Source organism: Paraglaciecola sp. QJM3NY_14 (assembly GCF_056173245.1).
Genome location: NZ_CM149664.1, coordinates 3,452,054 through 3,473,135 on the forward strand (window position 1 = coordinate 3,452,054; position 21,082 = coordinate 3,473,135).

Annotated in this window: 17 protein-coding genes, 4 tRNA genes and 1 pseudogene; 9 read left to right on the forward strand and 13 right to left on the reverse strand. The window is 44.6% G+C overall.

Features of this window, described 5'->3' with window-relative positions; all coding sequences use genetic code 11:
- Positions 1–82: 82 nt before the first annotated feature.
- Complete coding sequence (locus tag AC0VYA_RS14665; protein ID WP_475488778.1) at positions 83–1,288, reverse strand: anhydro-N-acetylmuramic acid kinase; 1,206 nt, start codon at positions 1,286–1,288, stop codon at positions 83–85.
- Between the two features lie 201 nt (positions 1,289–1,489).
- Between AC0VYA_RS14665 and AC0VYA_RS14670 the strand changes: the two genes are divergently transcribed.
- Together AC0VYA_RS14670 and AC0VYA_RS14675 are read left to right on the forward strand one after the other, a co-directional pair.
- Positions 1,490–4,234 (forward strand): TonB-dependent receptor domain-containing protein, encoded by a 2,745-nt coding sequence (locus tag AC0VYA_RS14670; protein WP_475488779.1) that lies wholly within the window; start codon positions 1,490–1,492, stop codon positions 4,232–4,234.
- 292 nt (positions 4,235–4,526) lie between these two features.
- Positions 4,527–4,850, forward strand: a complete 324-nt coding sequence (locus AC0VYA_RS14675) for a DUF2956 domain-containing protein (protein ID WP_475488780.1) — start codon at positions 4,527–4,529, stop codon at positions 4,848–4,850.
- 615 nt (positions 4,851–5,465) lie between these two features.
- On the opposite strand, the gene AC0VYA_RS14680 is transcribed toward AC0VYA_RS14675, so the two are convergent.
- A complete protein-coding gene (locus tag AC0VYA_RS14680) occupies positions 5,466–5,807 on the reverse strand; it encodes a hypothetical protein (protein ID WP_475488781.1) in 342 nt (113 codons plus the stop codon).
- Positions 5,808–6,887 (reverse strand): YHYH protein, encoded by a 1,080-nt coding sequence (locus AC0VYA_RS14685; RefSeq protein WP_475488782.1) that lies wholly within the window; start codon positions 6,885–6,887, stop codon positions 5,808–5,810. It lies immediately after the preceding gene.
- Positions 6,888–7,257: 370 nt separating this feature from the next.
- On the opposite strand from AC0VYA_RS14685, the gene AC0VYA_RS14690 reads away from it, so the two are divergent.
- A complete protein-coding gene (locus AC0VYA_RS14690) occupies positions 7,258–8,286 on the forward strand; it encodes a CobW family GTP-binding protein (RefSeq protein ID WP_475488783.1) in 1,029 nt (342 codons plus the stop codon).
- A gap of 422 nt (positions 8,287–8,708) precedes the next feature.
- Here the strand turns inward: AC0VYA_RS14690 and AC0VYA_RS14695 are convergent, their stop codons facing one another.
- Complete coding sequence (locus AC0VYA_RS14695) at positions 8,709–9,827, reverse strand: AI-2E family transporter (protein WP_475488784.1); 1,119 nt, start codon at positions 9,825–9,827, stop codon at positions 8,709–8,711.
- A gap of 193 nt (positions 9,828–10,020) precedes the next feature.
- On the opposite strand from AC0VYA_RS14695, the gene folX reads away from it, so the two are divergent.
- Together folX and AC0VYA_RS14705 are read left to right on the forward strand one after the other, a co-directional pair.
- A complete protein-coding gene (gene folX / locus AC0VYA_RS14700; RefSeq protein ID WP_475488785.1) occupies positions 10,021–10,386 on the forward strand; it encodes a dihydroneopterin triphosphate 2'-epimerase in 366 nt (121 codons plus the stop codon).
- A gap of 17 nt (positions 10,387–10,403) precedes the next feature.
- Positions 10,404–11,297: a TIGR01777 family oxidoreductase gene (locus AC0VYA_RS14705; protein WP_011575675.1), complete on the forward strand. Its 894-nt coding sequence runs from the start codon at positions 10,404–10,406 to the stop codon at positions 11,295–11,297.
- A gap of 139 nt (positions 11,298–11,436) precedes the next feature.
- Here AC0VYA_RS14705 and AC0VYA_RS14710 read toward each other — a convergent pair whose 3' ends face one another.
- Both AC0VYA_RS14710 and AC0VYA_RS14715 read right to left on the reverse strand, forming a co-directional pair.
- Positions 11,437–13,965: an ABC transporter permease gene (locus AC0VYA_RS14710; protein ID WP_475488786.1), complete on the reverse strand. Its 2,529-nt coding sequence runs from the start codon at positions 13,963–13,965 to the stop codon at positions 11,437–11,439.
- A 3-nt stretch (positions 13,966–13,968) separates the two neighbouring features.
- A complete protein-coding gene (locus tag AC0VYA_RS14715) occupies positions 13,969–14,694 on the reverse strand; it encodes an ABC transporter ATP-binding protein (RefSeq protein WP_475488787.1) in 726 nt (241 codons plus the stop codon).
- A 16-nt stretch (positions 14,695–14,710) separates the two neighbouring features.
- On the opposite strand from AC0VYA_RS14715, the gene AC0VYA_RS14720 reads away from it, so the two are divergent.
- On the forward strand, positions 14,711–15,349 hold the full coding sequence (locus AC0VYA_RS14720; protein ID WP_475488788.1) for an arylesterase: 639 nt from the start codon (positions 14,711–14,713) through the stop codon (positions 15,347–15,349).
- A 166-nt stretch (positions 15,350–15,515) separates the two neighbouring features.
- Positions 15,516–15,716, forward strand: a complete 201-nt coding sequence (locus AC0VYA_RS14725; protein WP_475488789.1) for a hypothetical protein — start codon at positions 15,516–15,518, stop codon at positions 15,714–15,716.
- A 102-nt stretch (positions 15,717–15,818) separates the two neighbouring features.
- Here the strand turns inward: AC0VYA_RS14725 and AC0VYA_RS14730 are convergent, their stop codons facing one another.
- Together AC0VYA_RS14730 and AC0VYA_RS14735 are read right to left on the reverse strand one after the other, a co-directional pair.
- Positions 15,819–16,751, reverse strand: coding sequence for a tRNA-dihydrouridine synthase (locus AC0VYA_RS14730; RefSeq protein ID WP_475488790.1), 933 nt, complete (start codon positions 16,749–16,751; stop codon positions 15,819–15,821).
- Positions 16,752–16,851: 100 nt separating this feature from the next.
- Positions 16,852–17,043: a DUF1289 domain-containing protein gene (locus AC0VYA_RS14735; RefSeq protein ID WP_475488791.1), complete on the reverse strand. Its 192-nt coding sequence runs from the start codon at positions 17,041–17,043 to the stop codon at positions 16,852–16,854.
- A gap of 441 nt (positions 17,044–17,484) precedes the next feature.
- Here AC0VYA_RS14735 and AC0VYA_RS14740 point away from each other — a divergent pair, with 441 nt between their 5' ends.
- Positions 17,485–18,447, forward strand: coding sequence for a YjgN family protein (locus tag AC0VYA_RS14740; RefSeq protein ID WP_475488792.1), 963 nt, complete (start codon positions 17,485–17,487; stop codon positions 18,445–18,447).
- A 310-nt stretch (positions 18,448–18,757) separates the two neighbouring features.
- A pseudogene (locus tag AC0VYA_RS14745) lies at positions 18,758–19,459 on the forward strand (M48 family metallopeptidase).
- A 46-nt stretch (positions 19,460–19,505) separates the two neighbouring features.
- Here the strand turns inward: AC0VYA_RS14745 and AC0VYA_RS14750 are convergent.
- The 5 genes from AC0VYA_RS14750 to AC0VYA_RS14770 form a co-directional block, all read right to left on the reverse strand.
- Positions 19,506–19,904: a hypothetical protein gene (locus AC0VYA_RS14750; RefSeq protein ID WP_473475024.1), complete on the reverse strand. Its 399-nt coding sequence runs from the start codon at positions 19,902–19,904 to the stop codon at positions 19,506–19,508.
- Between the two features lie 151 nt (positions 19,905–20,055).
- A tRNA-Glu gene (locus AC0VYA_RS14755) sits at positions 20,056–20,131 on the reverse strand.
- Positions 20,132–20,373: 242 nt separating this feature from the next.
- A tRNA-Glu gene (locus AC0VYA_RS14760) sits at positions 20,374–20,449 on the reverse strand.
- Between the two features lie 314 nt (positions 20,450–20,763).
- Positions 20,764–20,839: transfer RNA gene (locus tag AC0VYA_RS14765), tRNA-Glu, on the reverse strand.
- A 147-nt stretch (positions 20,840–20,986) separates the two neighbouring features.
- Positions 20,987–21,062: transfer RNA gene (locus tag AC0VYA_RS14770), tRNA-Ala, on the reverse strand.
- Positions 21,063–21,082: the final 20 nt, after the last annotated feature.

Consider the following 21,082-nt stretch of genomic DNA (forward strand, 5'->3'; position numbering starts at 1 on the left):
GGTACTGTTGACTTGTTTCTACCACTGAGTTGAGCGCAGCACTGCCGATTTCCTACGTAATTCACTATCCCATTTAGGCTGTTTAATCAGGAAAGCTTATTTTGCCCATGGTGATATTCGGGATCCCCTGCTCTAGGTTGCCAAACGGCTGTTGCCCACCAACTAGGCATTCGTTGGCTAATATGGCGAATAGCACCGCTTCTTTGGCGTCTGGGTCTACCCCTAGCTTGCTGGTATCTTGGATGGCCGTCACGTTGGGGCACAATCGCAAAATATGCTCCATCAACAGCGGGTTATGAATGCCACCGCCGCTTGCGTAAACGTTGAATTCTTCAAGCTCGATAGCGGCATCATTAATGGCATTTGCAATTGTTCTCGCCGAAAATAAATTCAAGGTGGCAAGTACATCTTCATGGGCTAATTGTTGGGTAGCTGAGTGCGCCTGAGCAACACTTAAATAGTCCAAATTGAATACTTCGGGGCCAGTGGTTTTAGGAAAATCTAGCGCAAAAAACGCATGCTCTAACAAGCTATCCAATAACCCTAAGTGCACCTTGCCCTGAGATGCAATTGCACTGTCTTTATCATAGTGTAATGGCGAAAAATGGCGCTGCACGTATGCGTCCATGATGGTGTTGCCTGGCCCAATATCAGAACTAAATACCGCACTTGCATCTGCTGAGCAGGGCAAAAAGGTCAAATTAGCGATCCCACCCATGTTCAATAAAATGCGATTCTCTTGCTTACTGGTGAAAAACAAGTAGTCCCCATAAACGGCTAGCGGTGCGCCCTCACCTCCCGCTGCTATATGTTTCTGGCGAAAATCCCCTATGGTCAAAATACCAGTGGTTACGGCTAGGTGATCCGCATCACCAATTTGCAAAGTGGCGTTGCCAAACTCACTTTGACCATGTTGACGTAACGGGCAGTGATAAATCGTTTGCCCGTGGCTAGCGATGGCATCGATGTCTGTGGCAGCTATATTCCACTTTTCTAAACATTGATTGACCATCTGACCATGCAAAACGCCTACCCAAGGGTTTAGCAAGGTCACCTGTTGCAAGTCCACTTGGCGCTTAGCAAACACACTTTTTATTTTTTGTTTGTAACCATCGTCGTAATCCACGGTGCTAAATGCCACTAACTCGATTTGCGTGTCAGTGCCGTGCCCCTCAATGCGGCACAACGCCACGTCTAGTCCGTCTAGTGAGGTGCCACTCATCAAACCAATGATTAAGCGAGAGCGTTTTTTAGCGCTGCAATATAGTTGCTCGATGTGCTTGTTCATTATTTAATCTGCTCTTAATTACGACTGAGTAAGAATAATTTATCAATAAATATAAAATTAACAAGAAAGTTTTATTGCAATTTGTATTTTGCTGAGTAAATAATGAGTCTTGTGTACAAATAAGAATCACCAAAAGCACATTTTTCCATCGTGCTTTTTATTGCGCTTTCCATCGAATATTGACCTCGGGATAGAAGATAAATGAAACACAAAACGCATACTAGCAAGTTGCAACGACTCACCCTAACGCCCATCACGCTTGCAGTAACCGCTGCTTTTTTCAGTTGTGCCCCCATGGCGCAAGAGCAATCGCAAAAAGCAGATAAAACCGAAGTTATCTCCATCACAGGCTCTAGAATACAACGCACAGAGCTGGTATCAAGCAGTGCAGTAGCCAGTGTTGACCAAGTACAGATTAAACTAGATCGCGCCGTCAACGTGGAAGATATTACAACAAAATTACCCCAAGCAGCGGCGGGTGCAAACAGTACCGGCTCGACCGTAGGTGATTCATTCGGCTCTTCAACCATTGATTTACGAGGCTTAGGGCAAAACCGCACCCTAGTATTGATTGATGGCACGCGCGCAGTGCCATTTAGTTTCCGTAATTCTGTGGATGTTAACATGATCCCCACTGGCTTAATCAAGCGTGTTGATGTACTCACTGGCGGTGCCGCCGCTGTGTATGGTGCTGATGCAGTTTCTGGTGTGGTTAACTTTATCCTGAACGATGACTTTACTGGTGCTGAGTTTTCCAGCAGCTACGAAACCGCTGATGGCGGTAACGAAACACTTAATTTTGAAGGTATTTTCGGCGGTGATATCGCTGATGGTTTAGGTCATATAACAGGCTACCTCGGCTACTCTGAAAGAAAAGAGTTATTAGCCGGCGAGCGTGACTATGCAATGCAAAATGCCAACGCCATCATTAACACTGGCGGTTACTATACCGACGTGGCAACAGGCAATGCCTTTGCCATTGGTGGAGGCGGAAATGTGCTTGATGAGCGCCAAACAACAAGCTCAACTGCTGATCTGTACCTGACTCAACCGATGAAACGTTTGTCGAGCGGCCTATTATTTGACTTTGATCTAACTGACAACGCCACGGCTTATGGTCGAGTCATGTACTCTCAAGTCACGGTTGAGGGTGCTGGCGCAAGCGGACAAGCACCGATATCGGTCAATCAAGCAGTGACGTTAACCGCAGATAATGCCTTTTTAACTGATGACATTCGCAATAGACTAACCTTTGACACTGACGGCAATGCACAAGTAAACGTAGAACGAAATCTAGGCCTTGATGTACAACACACAGAAGCTGAACGAGATTCAATTCAACTACAATTGGGCATCAAAGGCGATATCACTGATTACTTACGTTACGATGTTTACGGGCAGTACGGTAAAACCGATGAAACCGCGACCTTATATAATAACGCCTATACAGTTGACGGCGCTGGCAATAATCGCTTTGCGGCGTTGGCCAATAGTGTCGATTTGTTCGATCCGAATTTGGATTTATCCAATTTCAGTGACCCACTTATTTATACCACCCGAGAGCGCACTCAAAATGTGCTTGCAGCAACTCTGTCTGGTGACTCATCAGCCATATTTGAATTACCGGATGGTCCCATCGATTTTGCAGTAGGTTATGAATATCGCAAAGAAACGGGCGAACAGACGCCAGGGGACGCATTCAGAAACGGCACCAGTTTTGCGACTGTAAGCGCATTTGATATGGATGCTAGCTTTGACAGTGAGGAATTTTATGCCGAGCTGCTAATCCCTGTGGTATCAGACGTCGCCTTTGCCAAAGAGGTGAGCATTGAAGGGGCTTATCGTGTTTCCGAGTATTCTAATACCGAAGCAGAAGATACCTATAAAATTGGCCTTAACTGGGCGATTAACGATGATATTCGCTTACGTGCGAACAAACTAACCGCGTTTAGAGCACCCAACCTAGGTGAGTTTGCTAGCCCAATCAGTGGCTTATCACTTGCCTTATTCGATCAAACAAGTGATCAGTTTGTAGCCCGATTTGCTGGGCGTTATAACGGAGATCCTTGCTTATTGGGCACAGGCGATACAGCTCAGTGCGAACGCTACGGTGCACCTGCGATCGGTACAGCTTATGATTCGAGCACAGCGGAGTATACCTATGGAGGCAACCCAGACATTAAGCCTGAACAGGCCGAATCTGAGACCCTGGGTATCGTCTACACCCCTGAGTACATTGACGGTTTCGATATCTCAATCGATTATTATCACATTGATATCTCTGATGCCGTTAGCCAAATTCAACCTGGCGCGGCGTTACAAAGCTGCTATATCGATAACCCTGATGCGAACAATCCATTATGTGGCGCAGTTTTGCGTGACTCAACCACTGGTTTTATCACCACAGCTATCGTTAATGACTTCAACTTGGCATCGATTGAACAAAGCGGTATTGATATAGCGACCAATTACATCATGGATGCGCCTGACGCCATTGGGGGTAAGCTCAAGTTTAGTTATCAAGGTAACCTAGTTACCGAGCAAACCCGCCAAAACAATGCCACAGTGGCGGCTATTGATTGTAAGGGGACCTACGGCAGCGCCTGCTCCGGCGACTTTGCCAGCGTGTTGCAAGCTGACTACAAGCACAGAGCAACCCTTGATTGGCAATTAGACACCATAAACATGCAGCTAGGTTGGAGACGAATAGGCGATGTGGATTACGCGTCTGACCGCTCCACTAGCATTAGCGCCCAAGATTATTTTGACTTCGCCGCATCTTGGCAAGCAACCGAGCAAGTGGTGTTAAACTTCGGTATCGACAACCTGTTTGACAAGCAACCGCCTACTCCATCAGCAGGAGCAAATCATTTCAATACAGTCAGTGATTACGATGTAATAGGCAGAACAGTTGGATTAGCTATTCGTTACTCCCCCAGTTTGTAGTGGCTAACTTGTGGTGAACGCGGTTCATGAGATGTGTCACCAGAATTATCACTAAATTACTGGTAAACTCAATCAAGCCCTGCATTAGCAGGGCTTTTTTATCAGCTCAGCACGCATAGACCAACCGTTAATGCATTTATACGCTTTGTTAGATATGACAATGGAAAAACGTGCGCCTATTTCGGTAAAATGAGGCATCATCTCAACAGAATTTGAGGTAAGGGTAATCGACTTCAATTTAGCGTATACAGTAAACTAGGCAGCTTAATTAAATGATGTGAAACAATCAAAAATGAAATCTAAAGTATCACCACAAGTTGAAGAGCAAGCGATGAAGTTAGCTAAGGGAAGACAAAAAAGTGGCCAAACGAAAGAGCAAACCAAGCTGATTGCTCAAGGCATTCAAAAAGGCATTGCGGATTACAAGAAGCAACAGGGGATAAAATTACGTGAAATTGACAAACAGCGTAAACAAAAAGCCAAACACGTTGCTGATAAACCTAATGAGCCAACAATCCAAGTTCTCCCAACCGCAGCTTTTAATCCCTTACCATGGGGCCTTTTAGCCCTGAGTTGGATTGGATTTATCGCATATGTAGTTTGGCAGAATTATTAACTGACTTTAGCAAGCATACCAGCCTATTTGGCCACTGAACTCAACATATCGACACCGGCGCTGGTCTTGATAATCACCTAAACTAACGACAAAGCACTCGCTCACCATCCACTGTGAGGACTCAGCGCAAACACCTCCATTCCAAACATTTGTTCGTCTTACCTTCATTGTTCATTTTTCATTTTTCATTTTTCATTTTTCATTTTTCATTTTTCATTTTTCAAACAGATACTACGCTTATGTTGTGTTTAATGCTTGTCATATGTTCTAGTTATCGCCAATTTAGCTGGTAATCACGTCGGCAGTAGCTCAGCCATCCGATATGGTCCTAAAATGGTACGAACGACGCTCACGTTTTCAATGTTGTTGCTCATGGGCTCACTCAGTTACAAGTTCGTGTTCTGAGTTGACGCAGGATTAGAAAAATACTTATTAATACCACTACAGTATTTTTCTCATCCCGCAATAAGAGACAAAAAGTAGGTTAGTTTGTCATTCGAGGTTAACGTTGCAACGTATGCTTGTTTAGATAAGCCAGAGTTTAAGCTGTGTGGTTCTTCCTATAAGAGGACGACAGAGCCTCTGTATCAATGACGATTGAGACATTGTGCGACGTTATTGCTTTTCTAAGGTTCTATTTTCTTCAAGGTTGAACTGGGTATCTTTTTTAACGGGCGTTTCTGTTCGTTGAATAGGCTGATTTCGAACGCACGATAGGGCATCTGACATGTACTGGCAGGTGCCGATGTATAAATCATTATGGGCCCCTTGGTAATCACAGGCCTGAGACCGCTCTTTCAGTTCACATGCATCAAGGGCTTTTATATTCAGTTGGCCTGCATGTGCCGTTGCGTTGCTACTGGCTAGCAGTGGTAAGATCGCAGCGCACAGAATGCGACACTTCATGATAAGCTCTCGAGTTAACGTCACAGGGGATACTCCCCCAGCGGCTCTCATTTAGCGCTCCCTAGGCGGTGGGCCGCCTGCTTCGTTTGGCGCTCCATCCGGTCTGCCGCCAGGAGGACCCCCATCAGGACCTACGCCAGGAGGCCCACCTGCAGGTCGCACAGACTCTCCATGTAAACAACCAATGAACATGTTCTCGCTTGGGCTTGCTGCATGATAATGATAGCCTCTTTTATCATCAGTCGTCCCTCTGCACTCATCCAAAGATTCTTCGTTACCCTTAGCATCGCGCATGGCATAAATGCCATACCCATCAACAGCATAGCCAATTAACGGTGCGTGCCCATCGTCACTTGCTTGAGCATCGCTACAGCCTGTTGTTGAATGATAGTGATACCCTTGATGCAGATTAATATGACCACCACAGTCATCAAAAGCGGCTATCGTGTAGCTACCCAAAATCTCGCTAACCGGCGCAGGGCCAGATAACTCTGTCCCATCTAACGCGATACCCACCGTATGCAGTCGCCCGGTATTAGCAGAGGGAATTGGTGTGGTTGGAATTAAATAGGTTAAAGAAAAGTCCTCGCCAAGGTAGCTCAACTCACACTCAATGCAGTTCTGCTTATATTGTTCTTCAACATCAGGACGGGCCGCCCCTGAGCAAGATTCTTTGTCTGCGGTGTAACGTATTTTTCTTGTCTTTGCATCGTAGAGTAACCATTTTTCATCACCGTAATAATCATCAAGCGTTAAGATAAAGTTACCGGTAAGGTCGACTAAGTCCCCCTCTGCATCTTTGTTGAACCAACTACCTGAGACGTCAGCGCCATCGTCGATTGTTCTGGGGCAAAATGGGCCTGGTGCTCGCCCTGCTGGCGCGCCAGAAGTGATAAATTGGTAACACGTAGTAGCGGTACCCTGGGCTGTTTCGCAATCAACAATTTTTGGCGGTTGTAAAAATGCCCCGTCAGCAAATAACGAAACCTCTAACCCCGCACTTTTGGTGGACTCTTTCCCTGCGGATGATTCGGATGAATCATCGCAAGCAGTAAGGCCGAATACACTAAGGGTAATTAACCCCACGAATAAATTTCTATTTATCGTGCCCTTTTTATTCTTCGTGCCCATATTACCGGTCCCTTTATTCAAATTTAAACCCGCTTGATATATTCAATAATCTCACAAACGAACGATTGTATGTGGATATTTACCTAGAATTACATTGCTTGTAACGAATGCAAATAAGCACCTAAAGAAAGTGAATCGCTTGTGTTGCATTGTTTATGGCTCTTATCTAGTTTCTACCAATGTATCTCTTATGACAAAGATTGAAGTGCAGATGACAAACCACCAACTGCGCAGTGAAGGGTAAATGAGCCGTGTACAGCATTGAAAATGAAAAAGGCATTGGATAAAACAGCGCTGAAGGATAGTCGCGCTTGCCAAATTGTTATAACATCACACTTTTCGCACCTACCCCTCCTCTGAGAAATACATAATGTTGTTGCCTGCTCCTACATCAGCCATTCCCACAAACATAATTACAGGCTTTTTAGGAACAGGGAAAACCAGCCTTATTAAGCAGTTACTTATCCTAAAACCCAAAGATGAGCGCTGGGCGATTTTAGTCAATGAGTTCGGTGAAGTTGGAATAGATGGCGCTTTTTTCAAAGGGCGACCTGAAGATAATATTTACATCAGAGAAGTGCCCGGGGGTTGTATGTGTTGCACCTCGGGCTTGCCCATGCAAATAGCGCTCAATCAGTTAATTTCCTATGCTAAACCCCACCGGCTGTTAATTGAGCCGACAGGTGTAGGCCACCCTAAAGAAGTACTCGCTGCCTTGCAGCAACCCCATTATCAAGATGTGTTTGATATTCAGGCAACGCTTACGTTAGTGGATGCCCGCGTAATCGCTCAGCCGCGTTATCGTGAAAACCTCATTTACCAAGAACAGTTGTCCATTGCCGATCGTATTATTGCGACCAAAATCGATTTATATAAAGGTGATGAAGTTGGCCATTTAAAAAGCTATCTTGCAGAGCAAGGCTTAGCCAATACGCCTTTGACTATGTTAGATAGTCCTCTGGCTGATCTGTCTATACTTGCGGGCACGACCGGCAGTGTTACAGTTAAAGCTCAGGCTTTATCTGACAAGTCTGAACATAAACATGAACACGAAAAAGAAGAGTCGCTAGTTGATGATTTACAGCAAGCGTTACAGCGAACTGGCCGCGTTACAATAGAAAACGCCGCACAGGGGTTTTCCTCTCAAGGCTGGATATTCAATGGCGATAAAATATTTGATTTCACTCAGGCGATGAACTTGCTCAGTGTGGTTGAGGTGGATAGGTTAAAAGCCGTGCTTATTACTGAAAAGGGTATTTTCGGATTCGATAAAGTTGACGAGGTGCTGACCTGTATTGAACTTGATGAAAGCCCAGATTCTCGCCTTGAGATCATTGATGCTGACGCGACTAGAATTAGCACTGCTGTGAATAAATTAGAAAGTACGCTCTTTGCCTAAAATGAGAAGTTCCAGCGCGGAATACACGCCCACGAAGGCATATTGTCAGCGAGATATTGCAATAGGTGCATGATATTTACAAGGCCTAAGCTTATGGTCGCTTAAACAAGGCTACAGAGCACGGCCGCCAGCGTGCTTAACGATCTTTGATTTCAGTCGCCAGTGTTGGCATCGCCTTTACTCATGCTAATATTGCACTACAAACTCTGTGAGCGCTGTTAGCAAAGGCGTAACCTGTCGGTTAGATACGTGAAGCAGATTGATGGTTAACGGCTAAGGTCTAAAATGACATAAGACTCCTTAGAGAGCTATTGGCCTGTTCTTTTTATATATACACATCTAGTAAAAACGCAATTCTCTGCCCTTGCTTCACTAAGGAAAGCAGGGCATGCATTTATTGCGCTTTCGGCTTTAGCTTTGACTTAAGCTTTCTCATCTTCTTGTTCGCTTGGTCCTTGCACGCTATCTTCTTGTCCGTTGTCTTCTTGTCCCTCTTCCTGCTCTAGCTGTTTAAGTTCTGGGCCATCGCTGGCTAATAGCAATGCAATCCAGCGGGTATCTTGGCCGGACTCTAGAGCGATTTTAACGATCATAGTCAAGGGTACTGACAACAGCATACCGACGGTGCCAAGCAACCAGCCCCAAAAGATTAAGGATAGAAATACCACCAACGTGGACAAGCCTAAGCCACGTCCCATATATCTTGGCTCAACTATATTGCCCATCACGGTATTCGTCACAACAAACCCCAGCGCAGTTAAACCTGCAACACCTGGCCCTAATTGCACTAGCGCAAGTAATACCGCTGGAATAGCGGCGATTATCGAGCCAATATTTGGAATGTAATTTAATAGAAATGCCATCATCGCCCATAACAGGTAATGGTCTACACCTAAGAAATACAACCAAAGGCCAATCACCAAGCCAGTAGCTAAGCTTACGAGAGTTTTAATCGCCAAGTAGTTTTTGACCGACAGTAAGAACTTGTCTATTTGACGCATCTTCATGTTCGGATCGTCCAAAGCAATATGAATTTTGCGAGGAAACGATTCGGCTTCAAACAGCATGAACACCACAATCAGAAGAATAAGCAAAAAGTTTGTTAGAACACCACCAAGGCTAGTTAATAAGCTAGTTGCCATATTCATAGCTGCGCCAGGGTCAAGATAAGACAACAGCTGGTCTTGATTAAGTTGTATATTGAAATCGTTTAAGCGCCCGATAACGAACGAAAATTGCTCGACCAATTGTTTACGGTATTTTGGTACGTTTTCGCTAAAGTCATTCATAGATTGCCCAACAAGCCCCGCGAGCATAAATCCAAAAACAACGATAAGCAGTATAACCAATACAACGGATAACGCTCTTGGCACCCGATAACGATTAGCCCAGTTAATTATGGGGCTGCAAGACATCGCAATAAAAATTGATAATAGAAATGGCACGACGATTGTGCTTGCCGCCTTAACGCCTGCGAGAACAACAACAAGTGACGCGAGTATTAACAACACTTTCAGCGAAGGAGAGTATTTCATTTGCATGGTTGATGTCACCTGTATAGTGAGTGAAAAAAGATAGTGGAAAGTTAGGTTGTTTTATAGCCTTACGCTGTGTATTTAGTATTATGAAATATATCAATGACAACTTGATATTATCCGTGTACAAAACCTTTAAAAGATATTAACGTACTGATTTTAGGTTATTTTTACGTCGTAAAACAAGAGTGGTAACAATATGAAGTTAAATCCAGCGACGATCCGGATAAAAAATCTACGCTTACGTACCTATATTGGTATTAATGAAGATGAAATAAAAAACAAGCAAGATGTCATTGTAAACGTGAAAATTGAATACAAGGCAGATCAAGCGACAGGTTCCGATAACATGGACGATGCGCTTAATTATAAGATTATCACCAAACGCATTATTCAATTGGTTGAAGATAATCGCTTTGCGTTATTGGAAAAATTAACCGCTGATGTGTTGGCAATTGCAGCGGAACACCCTAGGGTGATTTATGCTGAAGCCGAAGTTGACAAACCTCATGCTTTACGGTTTTCAGATTCAGTTTCCCTTTGTCTTTCGTGCTCTAAAACGTAACAAAACAAGGATTTTCTATGCGTATTTTGATTACTGGAGGTACAGGATTAATTGGTTCTAATTTAATCCCAAAGTTAAAGCCAAATGATATCACAGTGGTCACTCGCAACGTATCGCAAGCAGAGCTGATATTAGGTCATAAGGTCACGTTGATTTCGTCATTAGACGAATTCGAAAACCTTGATAATTTTCACGTGGTCATCAACCTAGCGGGCGAACCAATAATCAATAAACGTTGGTCAGATGAACAAAAAAAAGTTATCGAGCACAGTCGATGGGATATCACTGAAAAGTTAATCTCGTTGATGAAAGCCAGTAACGATCCCCCATCGTTATTCGTCAACGGCTCTGCCATTGGCTATTATGGTCGCCAAGGCGACGAGATAATCGATGAAGATTTCGACTCGCCGAATGATGAATTTAGCCATCAGTTATGTGAAAGATGGGAGTTTTTAGCCAAGCAAGCCGAATCAGAGCGCACACGCGTGTGCATTATTCGCACTGGGATCGTTATCACCCGTCGAGGCGGGGCATTAATGAAAATGGTCCCACCCTTTAAGTTTGGCTTGGGTGGCCCGATGGGCTCAGGGAAACAATACATGTCTTGGATCCACTTAGAAGACATGCTAGACGGGCTGATTCATATTATTGACAATATTGAGTGTAAAGGGATATACAACTTTACGGCACCGAACCCCGTGACAAACGCCCAGTTTAGTAAAACACTTGCGTCGGTGCTGCATCGCCCAAGCTTGCTACCAATGCCGTCTTTCGCCCTGCGAATAATAATGGGCGAGGCAGCAGATCTACTGCTATACGGGCAACGCGTCATTCCCAAAAGATTGCAAGAAAGCGGTTATCAATTTCAGTACCCTGAGTTGGAACATGCGTTGGAGTGCTTACGACTGTAGCGCTATGACCAAGCAAACAAGACGCACTGAAATACAAGATAAGTAAACACAGAAAAGCCGATAAATTAATTACGATTTATCGGCTTTTTACTTTTGGCTTTTATAAAATCAGCTTTATCTACAGAGCTTGTTTAACAGATCACACCATTTGACGCAGGAGATGGCTGGTATTTAAGCGCAGCAAACGCCAGCAACCAACCATACCTAAAGCCCCTACGACGATAGCACCCACAACAGGAGCAATAAACCAGTACTCCCAATGCAACATGGCTTCCATTTCAAACACTTGGCTTTGTAAAAAGAACAGGCTGACTTCATTGGCAAAGGCAGCCATTAGGCCCGCAACCAAACCAATAATAATAAATTCGAACAACACACTGGCTCGTATCAAACGCCCTTTCGCCCCCAAGGTACGTAAGATGGCTAGCTCTTGCTGTCGCTCGTCCATACTGGCTTGCACCTGTGCAATTAGTACTAATGCACCTGCAGCAAGCACAAGCACCAATATAAACTCAACCGCTAATGATACCTGTTGCACGATACCGCGAAGTTGCTCTATGCGGGCATCAACGTCAAATAAGGTGACACTGGCAAAAGGCTTCATCAAATCTGTGATATCTGATTTTCTCGACTTGTCTAAGTAAAAGCTGGATAAATACGTCGGCAAATACCCTTCCATCGCCTGCGGCTGAATAACAAAGAAGAAGTTTGGCTGCATAGTTTGCCAATTCACTTCACGTAAACTGGATACTTGTGTATTAATGATTTCACTGCCGACATTAAAGGTTAGTTTGTCACCTAGTTGAATATCAAGCCTATCAGCAATTCGCGCTTCAACAGATACCCCGTACAAACCACTTTCAAGAGGCTCACTAGAATCAAACCATTTACCAGCAGTGATAACATTCTCATGCTGTAATTCATCACTCCATGTCAGGTTGGCTTCTCGCCCTAACCCCTCGCGCCCCTGACGCTCACCAGGCTCTTCATCTTCTTTGCTGACTGCTGTTGAAACCTTTTCATCATTAATAGCCACAAATCGACCACGTACCACCGGGTAAAAATGTTCAATATCGACATTTTCTTGCGCAAAATGCGCCTGTAAGTCAGGTAGCTGCTGTTGAGTAATATTCACGAGGAAGTAATTCGGCGTGCCTTGGGGAAGCTGATTTTGCCACTGGGCTATCATGTCGTTGCGCATGACCAACACAATCAATAACAGCATGATGGTTACAGCAAAACTAATAAGCTGAATAGCATTATCCATGGCCCTGCGACGTATACGTGCCCATGCAAGTTGCCATGCTCCCATTTTACCACTGCCAAGCCTGCGGCCAAGCCAAATCAAACCGAAGGTGACAAGCAGTAAACTCATCACCAGTAAAATACCTGAGCCGAACAAAATAGCGCTTAAACCCAAATTACCACTGTACGCCCACATCAAACTGAAAATAGCCCCCCCTGATGCTAAAAATTGAATGAAGCGTGAACTTAATGATGCCCCCAAGTCACGCCGCAAAACCCGCAGCGGTGAAACCGAGAAGAGTTTAAGGAGAGGATAAAGTGAAAATAGCACTGCGCAGATAGCACCAGTAAAAACAGCGATAATCAGTGGTCGCCAAAACCACACGTCAAGTGACACATCTACGCTGCCAGCTAGCGCCCAGACCACAACTTGTTGGATCAAAAAGCCCAGTACAGTACCGATCGCAATTCCTAATACAGTAATGAAAGTGATTTGTAGCAAATACACTTGCTGCACCATTTTTTTACTAGCGCCTAATGTCTTCATGATCGCAACAGGATCATAGTGGCGTTGACTGTATCTTTGCGCCGCTACCGCAATTGAAACGGCTGCTAAAACGATAGCTAACAAACTAGCCAATAAAAAGTATTGCTCTGCCTTGGCGATAGAGCGGCCGATTGCTGAGTCATCGTCGCTGACTGACACCCAGCTTTGTAGCTCTTTATCTAATTGCGGCAACAGCCAGTCGTAATAATCATTTAAATCCGTATCACTGCCCGTAAAGAAGTAACTGAAAGAGGCACGACTACCAGGACCAATAATGTTCGTTGCAGCTAAATCTTGCTCGCTTATCAACACCTTAGGATCGCCGCCAAACACGCTGAAACCCGCATCAGGCACTTCTGACAAAACCTTGCTGACGGTGAATGCTTTGTCACCTACTTCAATTACCTGCCCTAAGCTCAACCCTAAATTTTGAAATAAACGCGACTCAACCCATGCATTTCCAGGTTGTGGCAAGGTGTCTGTTGCCTGCCCGGGAGCGAACGGTTGCTCAGCAATTTTGACTGTGCCTTTCAAAGGATAACCTTGCGCGGCCGCCCTCAAATCAACCAACATCATGTTGTCGCCAGAGAATGCCATAGAGCGCGTATAGACTTGATTCGCAGTATTTAGTCCAAACTCTTTGGCTTTCTCGATCCAGGTCTCATCCACCGGCTTGCGCGAATTCAGCACTCTGTCCGCGGCGATAAACTCAGCACTTTTATCTGTCAGGGCTGATTGTAATCGCTCACTGAAAAGCGATAGCGACAACACTGACGCCACAGACAAAATAATGGCCAACAAAATAATTGTTAGTTCACCGCGCTTTGCCTCATGTTTGAATAAACGCCAAGCTAAATTAAAAGTTTGCTTAGTCATGTATTACCCTGCCTGACTTTCTGAGGGCGTTATTACATCAATAGGATCAGTGGTCTTAGTAGAAACAGTCACTTCGCTAAGCTCACCCGCGTTCATCAATAATTGGCGCTGACAGTGCTTTGCCAATTCATTATCGTGGGTAACCAACACTAAAGTAGTGTGCGAATCCCGATTCAAATCAAAGAGTAACTGTTCAATTTTACCGCTGTTAGCAGCATCTAAATTACCGGTAGGCTCGTCGGCAAACAGAATTTTGGGTTTTGTGATAAACGCGCGAGCAATGGCAACCCTCTGCTGCTCACCGCCCGATAATTGATTCGGATAATGATCGCCGCGATGCGCCAGACCGACCTTCTCTAATATTTCTTGCCCAAGTTGCTTGGCGTTGTCCAATCCTGCAATTTCCGCAGGCAACATGATGTTTTCCAGCGCTGTTAAACTTTGAACCAACATAAAACTTTGAAAAATAAAACCGACTTTTTCGCCGCGTAGTTGAGCTCGCTGCTCTTCATTCATATCATGCAGCCCTTGACCGTCGAGATAGATGCTTCCACTACTCACTTCATCGAGCCCCGCTAGAAGGCTCAATAAAGTTGATTTACCGGAGCCGGACGCACCTACAATGGCAATCGACTCACCCGCCTTGACTTCAAAACTAATTGGCTGGAGGATCGAAAGCTCACCCTGAGACGTAATAACCGTTTTTGTAATCGCAGACGTTTTAATCATATTTGTAGGAGCCATAGTGTTTAAATTGATAACGAATTCATTGCGCATGCGCGCCAAAGTCATATTGATACTTTTACCGATAATATTGGTTTCAGATCAACTTTGGGCGAAATCCAGTAAATTGCTAATATTAGGCGATAGCCTAAGTGCTGGTTATGGTTTGACGCAAGCACAAAGCTGGGTAAGTTTGTTACAAGATGCGTGGCAAAAAAGCGACATTACCGTCGTAAATGCGGCGATAAGTGGCGAAACAACTGACGGGGCTTTGGCCCGCTTACCAAGATTACTGACTCAACATACCCCGAGTCACGTGTATGTGGAATTGGGCGGGAATGACGGTTTGCAGGGGCATTCAGTGAGCAAAATGCGCGTCAACCTTACTCAAATAGTCAAGTTAAGCCAAGAGTCAGGTGCAACGGTTATTTTGCAAGAAATGCAGATCCCCACGAACTATGGACGCAGATACACAGAGCTGTTTACTCAGGCGTATGGCACAGTGGCTAGTGAACGTGATGTCACCTTATTGCCGTTTTTTCTAGCAGACATTGCCCTTAACAACGAGCTAATGCAATCCGATGGAATTCATCCGAATGCCAAAGCACAACCTATGATCGCCAAATCAATGCAAGCCGCGCTCGGCCCTTTGATACACTAGATTGAATGAATACTGGCTTAAGATTTGAGTGAATAACGACGTAAGATTTGAGTGACGCCTCAGGCAGGTTGGAAGCAAACATACAGGTTAATTTTTCTCTCAGACTGGTAACTGACACGTTGAATGTCTAGACTTGTGTAACCGTTTTGATTAAGAGGATAATGTTATGGAAGTCAGTGCTTCAAGCGCTAGTTCAGTACAAACCAATGCACCAGCGCCAAGACAAGAGGTCGAGCGCCGGCCTCCCACGCAACCTGCACAATCTCAAACCCTGTCTAGCCCAGAAGCGAGCCCTCAAACCAGCTCAGCCTCTCAAGCTGCTGATCCTAACCAGCGGGTTGGCTCGATAGTGGATGTGCAGGTTTAATACCACTATATTTCAAAACGTTGTAAAAAAAGCGCTAAAGATAGATGAGCCAAATTATTATTATAATTTGGCTTTTGCCTATACAGTGCAGCTAAAACTCTCTTACGTGTCTTGCCGTAAAACTTGCACAATCTCTTTGGAATCACGCAATCTACGGACTTGCATAAACAAATTTTCAGCTTCTGGGTATTGCCGAGACAAATATCCCAACCACTGTTTAAGACGATTAGGAAAGTACTTGCCTTTGTCACCAAACAACTCGTAGCCAGAGTAATCTATCAGCAATTGATTTACCTGGGACCAACTCATCACATCTTGCTCGCCGCGCACCACTTGCGCCAAATTAGGCATCGCTAGAATGCCACGGCCTAACATGATGTCTTGGCAATTTGATTGTGTTTGGCAATTGAGTGCATCTTCATGAGACCAAATTTCACCGTTCGCAATAATGGGAACATTGACTTTCTGTTTAATGTCCGCGATCCACGACCAATAAGCAGGCGGCTTATATCCTTCTACTTTGGTTCTGGCATGGATCACCAGTAAATCAGCCCCAGCGGCCTCAATAGCAGCAGCATTCTCAAACGCGAGACTTTTATCGTCAAACCCTAAGCGCATCTTAGCCGTGACTTTGTGCTCTTTAGGCACTGCTTCGCGCACCGCACTGACAATATCGTATAAGGCTTGTGGCTCACGTAACAAAATCGCCCCACCTTTGCTTTTATTGACGGTTTTGGCTGGACAACCGAAATTCAAGTCGACACCATGAGAGCCTAATTCAACAGCACGTACCGCGTTTTCAGCTAAGGGCTGTGGGTTTTGTCCCAATAATTGCACCCGCACGGGCGTGCCATTGGGGGTAAACCCGCCATGATGTAATTCAGGACAAATACGATAAAAAACCTTTTTCGGTAGTAAACAGTTCACCACCCTTACGAACTCAGTTACGCATAAGTCAAAACCACCGACTTTACTCAACATGTCGCGCATGAGGTGATCAACCACCCCTTCCATCGGTGCTAAAATAACTTGCAACTTGCTTACTCAATATTAAAGTGAAATCGTCACGACAGCACAACGATTATAAAGAATGGCTAGAGAGGTTAACGAAATAAAGTGAGTTTATGAGACTAACTTAGCTAACTTGGCCCACATTGGCAGAACGCCTTCTTGCTGCACAGCACAAGAGGATCTGTTCTTTTCGCTCTGTTGACGCCGCGCCCCAACCAACAATTTCATCCAAAACTCGGAAACATCCCACGCACATATCTTGTTGATCAAGACAACAATTTCGTACGCACGGAGAAGCAATTTCTTTATCTTCCATAATGGATTTCACTACTTTAGGTTACTTTGCGCCAGCGTGTACCCGCCTCTGCAACAACAGATGTTATGAATAATTGTACCATAGCCTCAGTGCTCATAAATATAGTGACCTCTAGATTGCCCCTTAACTAGCAAGCATTTTTACCGTAATATCAAAACGCGCTCGTCGCATGGATCAGGGAAATAAATAAAAAATATACAAGGGAAAAAATATGGACAAAAATATAGATTATTCACAGTACAGCTATGAAGACTTGCTCAGCGCGAGAGCAGGACTCGATCAAGAAACCTACCCAGAACGGATAGATTAATATCTGAGAAGCGCCAGAAAGCGCTTGAGTCAACATCCCCGCCAGCGCTCAACCGTTATCAACTACGCCAATCTGACGTTATTTTCCATGGTAAAACCGCAGAGTTTTTTGGTATTTGGATAGTGAACATAATGCTCACGATAGTAACTTTGGGTATCTATTCAGCCTGGGCTACTGTGCGCACGAACAGATATTTTTATAACAATACTGAAATTGATGGCCATCGTTTTTCCTATTTAGCAGACCCAATCCAAATTTTAAAAGGAAGAATAATTGCTGTTATTCTATTTGCTGTTTACTCGATTGCGAGTGCCTTCAGTCCAACTTTGTTACTTATTTTCATCGTCGCTTTTGTCTTCCTAACCCCTATTATGATCATCTCTGCGGTGCGTTTTAAAATGCGCATGACATCTTATCGTAACGTCAAATTTGGCTTTAAAGGCCAGTATGGCGACGCCTTCGCGACGTTTATTCTACTGCCTATTGTGAGTGTCTTCACATTGTATCTGGCGCTGCCTTGGGCGCTGAAAAAAATAGATGAGTTTTTACACAATAATATGACCTATGGACAGCAGAATTTCAGCACTGAGTTAAAGAGCTCTGAATATTACATTGCTTCAATTGGCGCTCTTATTTTAGGTGTTGTTGTGGCAGGTCTGTCGTTATTCGCTTTGGGGGCTTCTTTTAGTACATTGAGCGCCGATGCAGCACAAGCATCCACTTTTTCAATGACCACTATCGGCATAATGTTTGGTTATTTGGTGGTATTTCTAATCGCAACGAGCTTTTACCAAGCTCATGTGCGTAATCATTTGTTTAACAGTACCCACATAGAGGGCGTGGCACGGTTTACCTCGACAGTGGCAACAACGAAATTGATCGGTTTAAGATTGAGCAATTTCGTCGCACTAATAATCACGCTCGGGTTTGCTTTGCCCTGGATCCACATAAGAACGTCTCAGTTCTATGCAAATGTGACTCAAGTCACTATTTTTGAAGGAATTGACGAGGTCGTTGATGGTGCTCAAGACGACACCAGCGCACTGGGCGAAGAAGTCGCCAATGTGTTTGATGTCGACATTGCACTAGGATAAAGCCGTGCACAGCGCAAATTTTTACCCGGCAGGCAGTTCACGCTGCCTGCTCGTTTCCTTAAATTTCACCAAAGATCATCTCGTTATTAGCAACAAAGATAACGAAGTTCTCCACACTATTTTTAAGCGCGAGTTGATTGTCGCGTCGAAACTCGCGTCCACAAATCGGGAAGTATCAATCCCTGATATTGGGCAGTTAGTCATCCCCGCTTCCAATGAGATTGATGAGCTCATCTACCCAACGAATAAATTGCAATCGGCAGCCAAACTCGAAAGTAGTTACAAAGCAATTATCATCAGCTTGATATTAGTGCCGTTGAGCCTGTTTTTGATATTTAAATATGGCATTCCTTACGCCGCACAGCAATTCGCGACAATCATTCCTGATAGTGCAGTGGAGTTAGCTTCAACCCATACATTGCATGCTATGGACAGTAGCGTTCTAAAGCCAAGCAAGCTGAGCCAAAACGAACAAGAGGCTTTTAGGACTCAGTGGGAAGAGCAACTCAATCAACTGCGGTTAAACAGCAATGCCTACTCCTTGCAATTTAGAGACAGTGAAACACTCGGGGCCAATGCGTTTGCTTTTCCGAACGGGTCGATTGTTGTTACTGATCAATTTATGGACTTGATAGAAGAAAACCCGTCATTACTGCACGCGGTGTTACTGCACGAAATAGGGCATGTTGAGCAGCATCATTCAATGCGACTCATCTCCCAGACGCTATTTTCCTCCCTTGTCATTGATTACTTTTTCGCTGATGTCAGTGGATTAATCGATATCTTTGCCGGTGTATCCACCACTCTAGTTCAAAACCAGTTTTCATCTCAGTTAGAATGGTAAGCAGATAACTTTGCGTTACAAACAATGAAAAGTGCAAATATAAGCACTGAGGCCTTCGCTCTAGCCCTTGAGAAATTAGCACAAACCTCGCCTGAACAGTCAAAAATGGATAAATGGTTGCAAACCCATCCATTGTTGAGAGAACGCATAGCCAATGCGAGAAAGTGACATAGTGAAGAATGTGAGTCTGGTGAATACCAACGCCATTAAATAATTAACTATCAATAAACCCAGCGTCTTTTAAACAGGCATGGGCGTCTTTTGGATCCGTAAAACGCTTTGGTACAATGCCCGCTTGCTTAAAATAGGGGAGTAACGCTTCGCCTTGACTTGGCTCGTCTACTATCCAACATTCAAGTTTTTGATTGCGTCGGTCTAATATTACATCTGATTTAAGGGGGGATGTACTCACTGACGCAGGCACCACCCAGCCTCGCATGTCCACAAGAACCGCCCAAACATTACCGCGCATGGAGTGCATTGCTTCACCGAGGTCAGACAGATATGCCATATCAGTTTGTAAGCTCCACTCACCCGTTGTTCTAACAGCAATAAGACGTGATTTGACGTTAATTTGGTAAGATGCAGGTGGCAATTTAGACTGATGAGACATGAATAAACAACGCTATTGACGTTTAGCTTTGACGACATAAACGTGGCTGAAACAGGGTGATAGCGGGCAAAACGCTCACCATTTTGACCATCCGTGATCGCCATTTAAATAAACAAAAAAAGCCGTACATCACTGTACGGCTTTTCTTATATGGCGTCCCCAAGGGGATTCGAACCCCTGTTACCGCCGTGAAAGGGCGGTGTCCTAGGCCTCTAGACGATGGGGACAGAAAATCAGCTTCCGAAAGCAAGCTTTCGAGATTTCCTGTAAGGCGAAGTGAGTCAGTAAACTGAGCGACCTTACCTTACAAAATAAGCTTTTAAGTTTCTGTAAGGTGAGTCAAGCCTGCGAGAGGAACGACTTAATCTTACAAAAACAAAATCTGTCAAACATAGCATTCACTGGCCTAGGTATGCCGTGAATGTCCTTGTTGTTAAAACATAAACCCTATCCGTAGGTTTACTTAATATGGCGTCCCCAAGGGGATTCGAACCCCTGTTACCGCCGTGAAAGGGCGGTGTCCTAGGCCTCTAGACGATGGGGACAGAAACTTTGTTCATCGAAGCAAGCTTCGATAAGTTTCTGTAAGGTGAGTCGAGCCTGCGAGAGGAACGGCTTAATCTTACAAAAACAACAATAAGTTCGGTTCATTTTCTGTAAGGCAAAGTGAGCCAGCGAACTGAGCGACCTTATCTTACAAAATTACCTTCTAAGTTTCTGTAAGGTGAGTCGAGCCTGCGAGAGGAACGACTTAATCTTACAAAAACAAAATCTGTCAAACATAGCATTCACTGGCCTAGGTATGCCGTGAATGTCCTTGTTGTTAAAACATAAACCTTATCCGTAGGTTTACTTAATATGGCGTCCCCAAGGGGATTCGAACCCCTGTTACCGCCGTGAAAGGGCGGTGTCCTAGGCCTCTAGACGATGGGGACAGAAACTTTGTTCATCGAAGCAAGCTTCGATAAGTTTCTGTAAGGTGAGTCGAGCCTGCGAGAGGAAAGACCTAATCTTACAAAAACTAAAATCTGTCTATATCATTACATTTACTGGCCTAGGTATGCCGTAAATGCTCCTTGATATGGTGGAGCCAGGCGGGATCGAACCGCCGACCTCTTGCATGCCATGCAAGCGCTCTCCCAGCTGAGCTATGGCCCCATACTTAAGTTTTACAAGTA

Coding starts and splice junctions, on each gene's coding strand:
- AC0VYA_RS14725 (WP_475488789.1), top strand. CDS start 15,516: ATGGAAGTCAGTGCTTCAAGCGCTAGTTCAGTACAAACCAATGCACCA.
- AC0VYA_RS14675 (WP_475488780.1), top strand. CDS start 4,527: ATGAAATCTAAAGTATCACCACAAGTTGAAGAGCAAGCGATGAAGTTA.
- AC0VYA_RS14710 (WP_475488786.1), bottom strand. CDS start 13,965: ATGACTAAGCAAACTTTTAATTTAGCTTGGCGTTTATTCAAACATGAG.
- folX (WP_475488785.1), top strand. CDS start 10,021: ATGAAGTTAAATCCAGCGACGATCCGGATAAAAAATCTACGCTTACGT.
- AC0VYA_RS14740 (WP_475488792.1), top strand. CDS start 17,485: ATGCTCACGATAGTAACTTTGGGTATCTATTCAGCCTGGGCTACTGTG.
- AC0VYA_RS14735 (WP_475488791.1), bottom strand. CDS start 17,043: ATGGAAGATAAAGAAATTGCTTCTCCGTGCGTACGAAATTGTTGTCTT.
- AC0VYA_RS14690 (WP_475488783.1), top strand. CDS start 7,258: ATGTTGTTGCCTGCTCCTACATCAGCCATTCCCACAAACATAATTACA.
- AC0VYA_RS14685 (WP_475488782.1), bottom strand. CDS start 6,887: ATGGGCACGAAGAATAAAAAGGGCACGATAAATAGAAATTTATTCGTG.
- AC0VYA_RS14665 (WP_475488778.1), bottom strand. CDS start 1,288: ATGAACAAGCACATCGAGCAACTATATTGCAGCGCTAAAAAACGCTCT.
- AC0VYA_RS14750 (WP_473475024.1), bottom strand. CDS start 19,904: ATGTCTCATCAGTCTAAATTGCCACCTGCATCTTACCAAATTAACGTC.
- AC0VYA_RS14695 (WP_475488784.1), bottom strand. CDS start 9,827: ATGCAAATGAAATACTCTCCTTCGCTGAAAGTGTTGTTAATACTCGCG.
- AC0VYA_RS14715 (WP_475488787.1), bottom strand. CDS start 14,694: ATGATTAAAACGTCTGCGATTACAAAAACGGTTATTACGTCTCAGGGT.
- AC0VYA_RS14670 (WP_475488779.1), top strand. CDS start 1,490: ATGAAACACAAAACGCATACTAGCAAGTTGCAACGACTCACCCTAACG.
- AC0VYA_RS14705 (WP_011575675.1), top strand. CDS start 10,404: ATGCGTATTTTGATTACTGGAGGTACAGGATTAATTGGTTCTAATTTA.
- AC0VYA_RS14680 (WP_475488781.1), bottom strand. CDS start 5,807: ATGAGAGCCGCTGGGGGAGTATCCCCTGTGACGTTAACTCGAGAGCTT.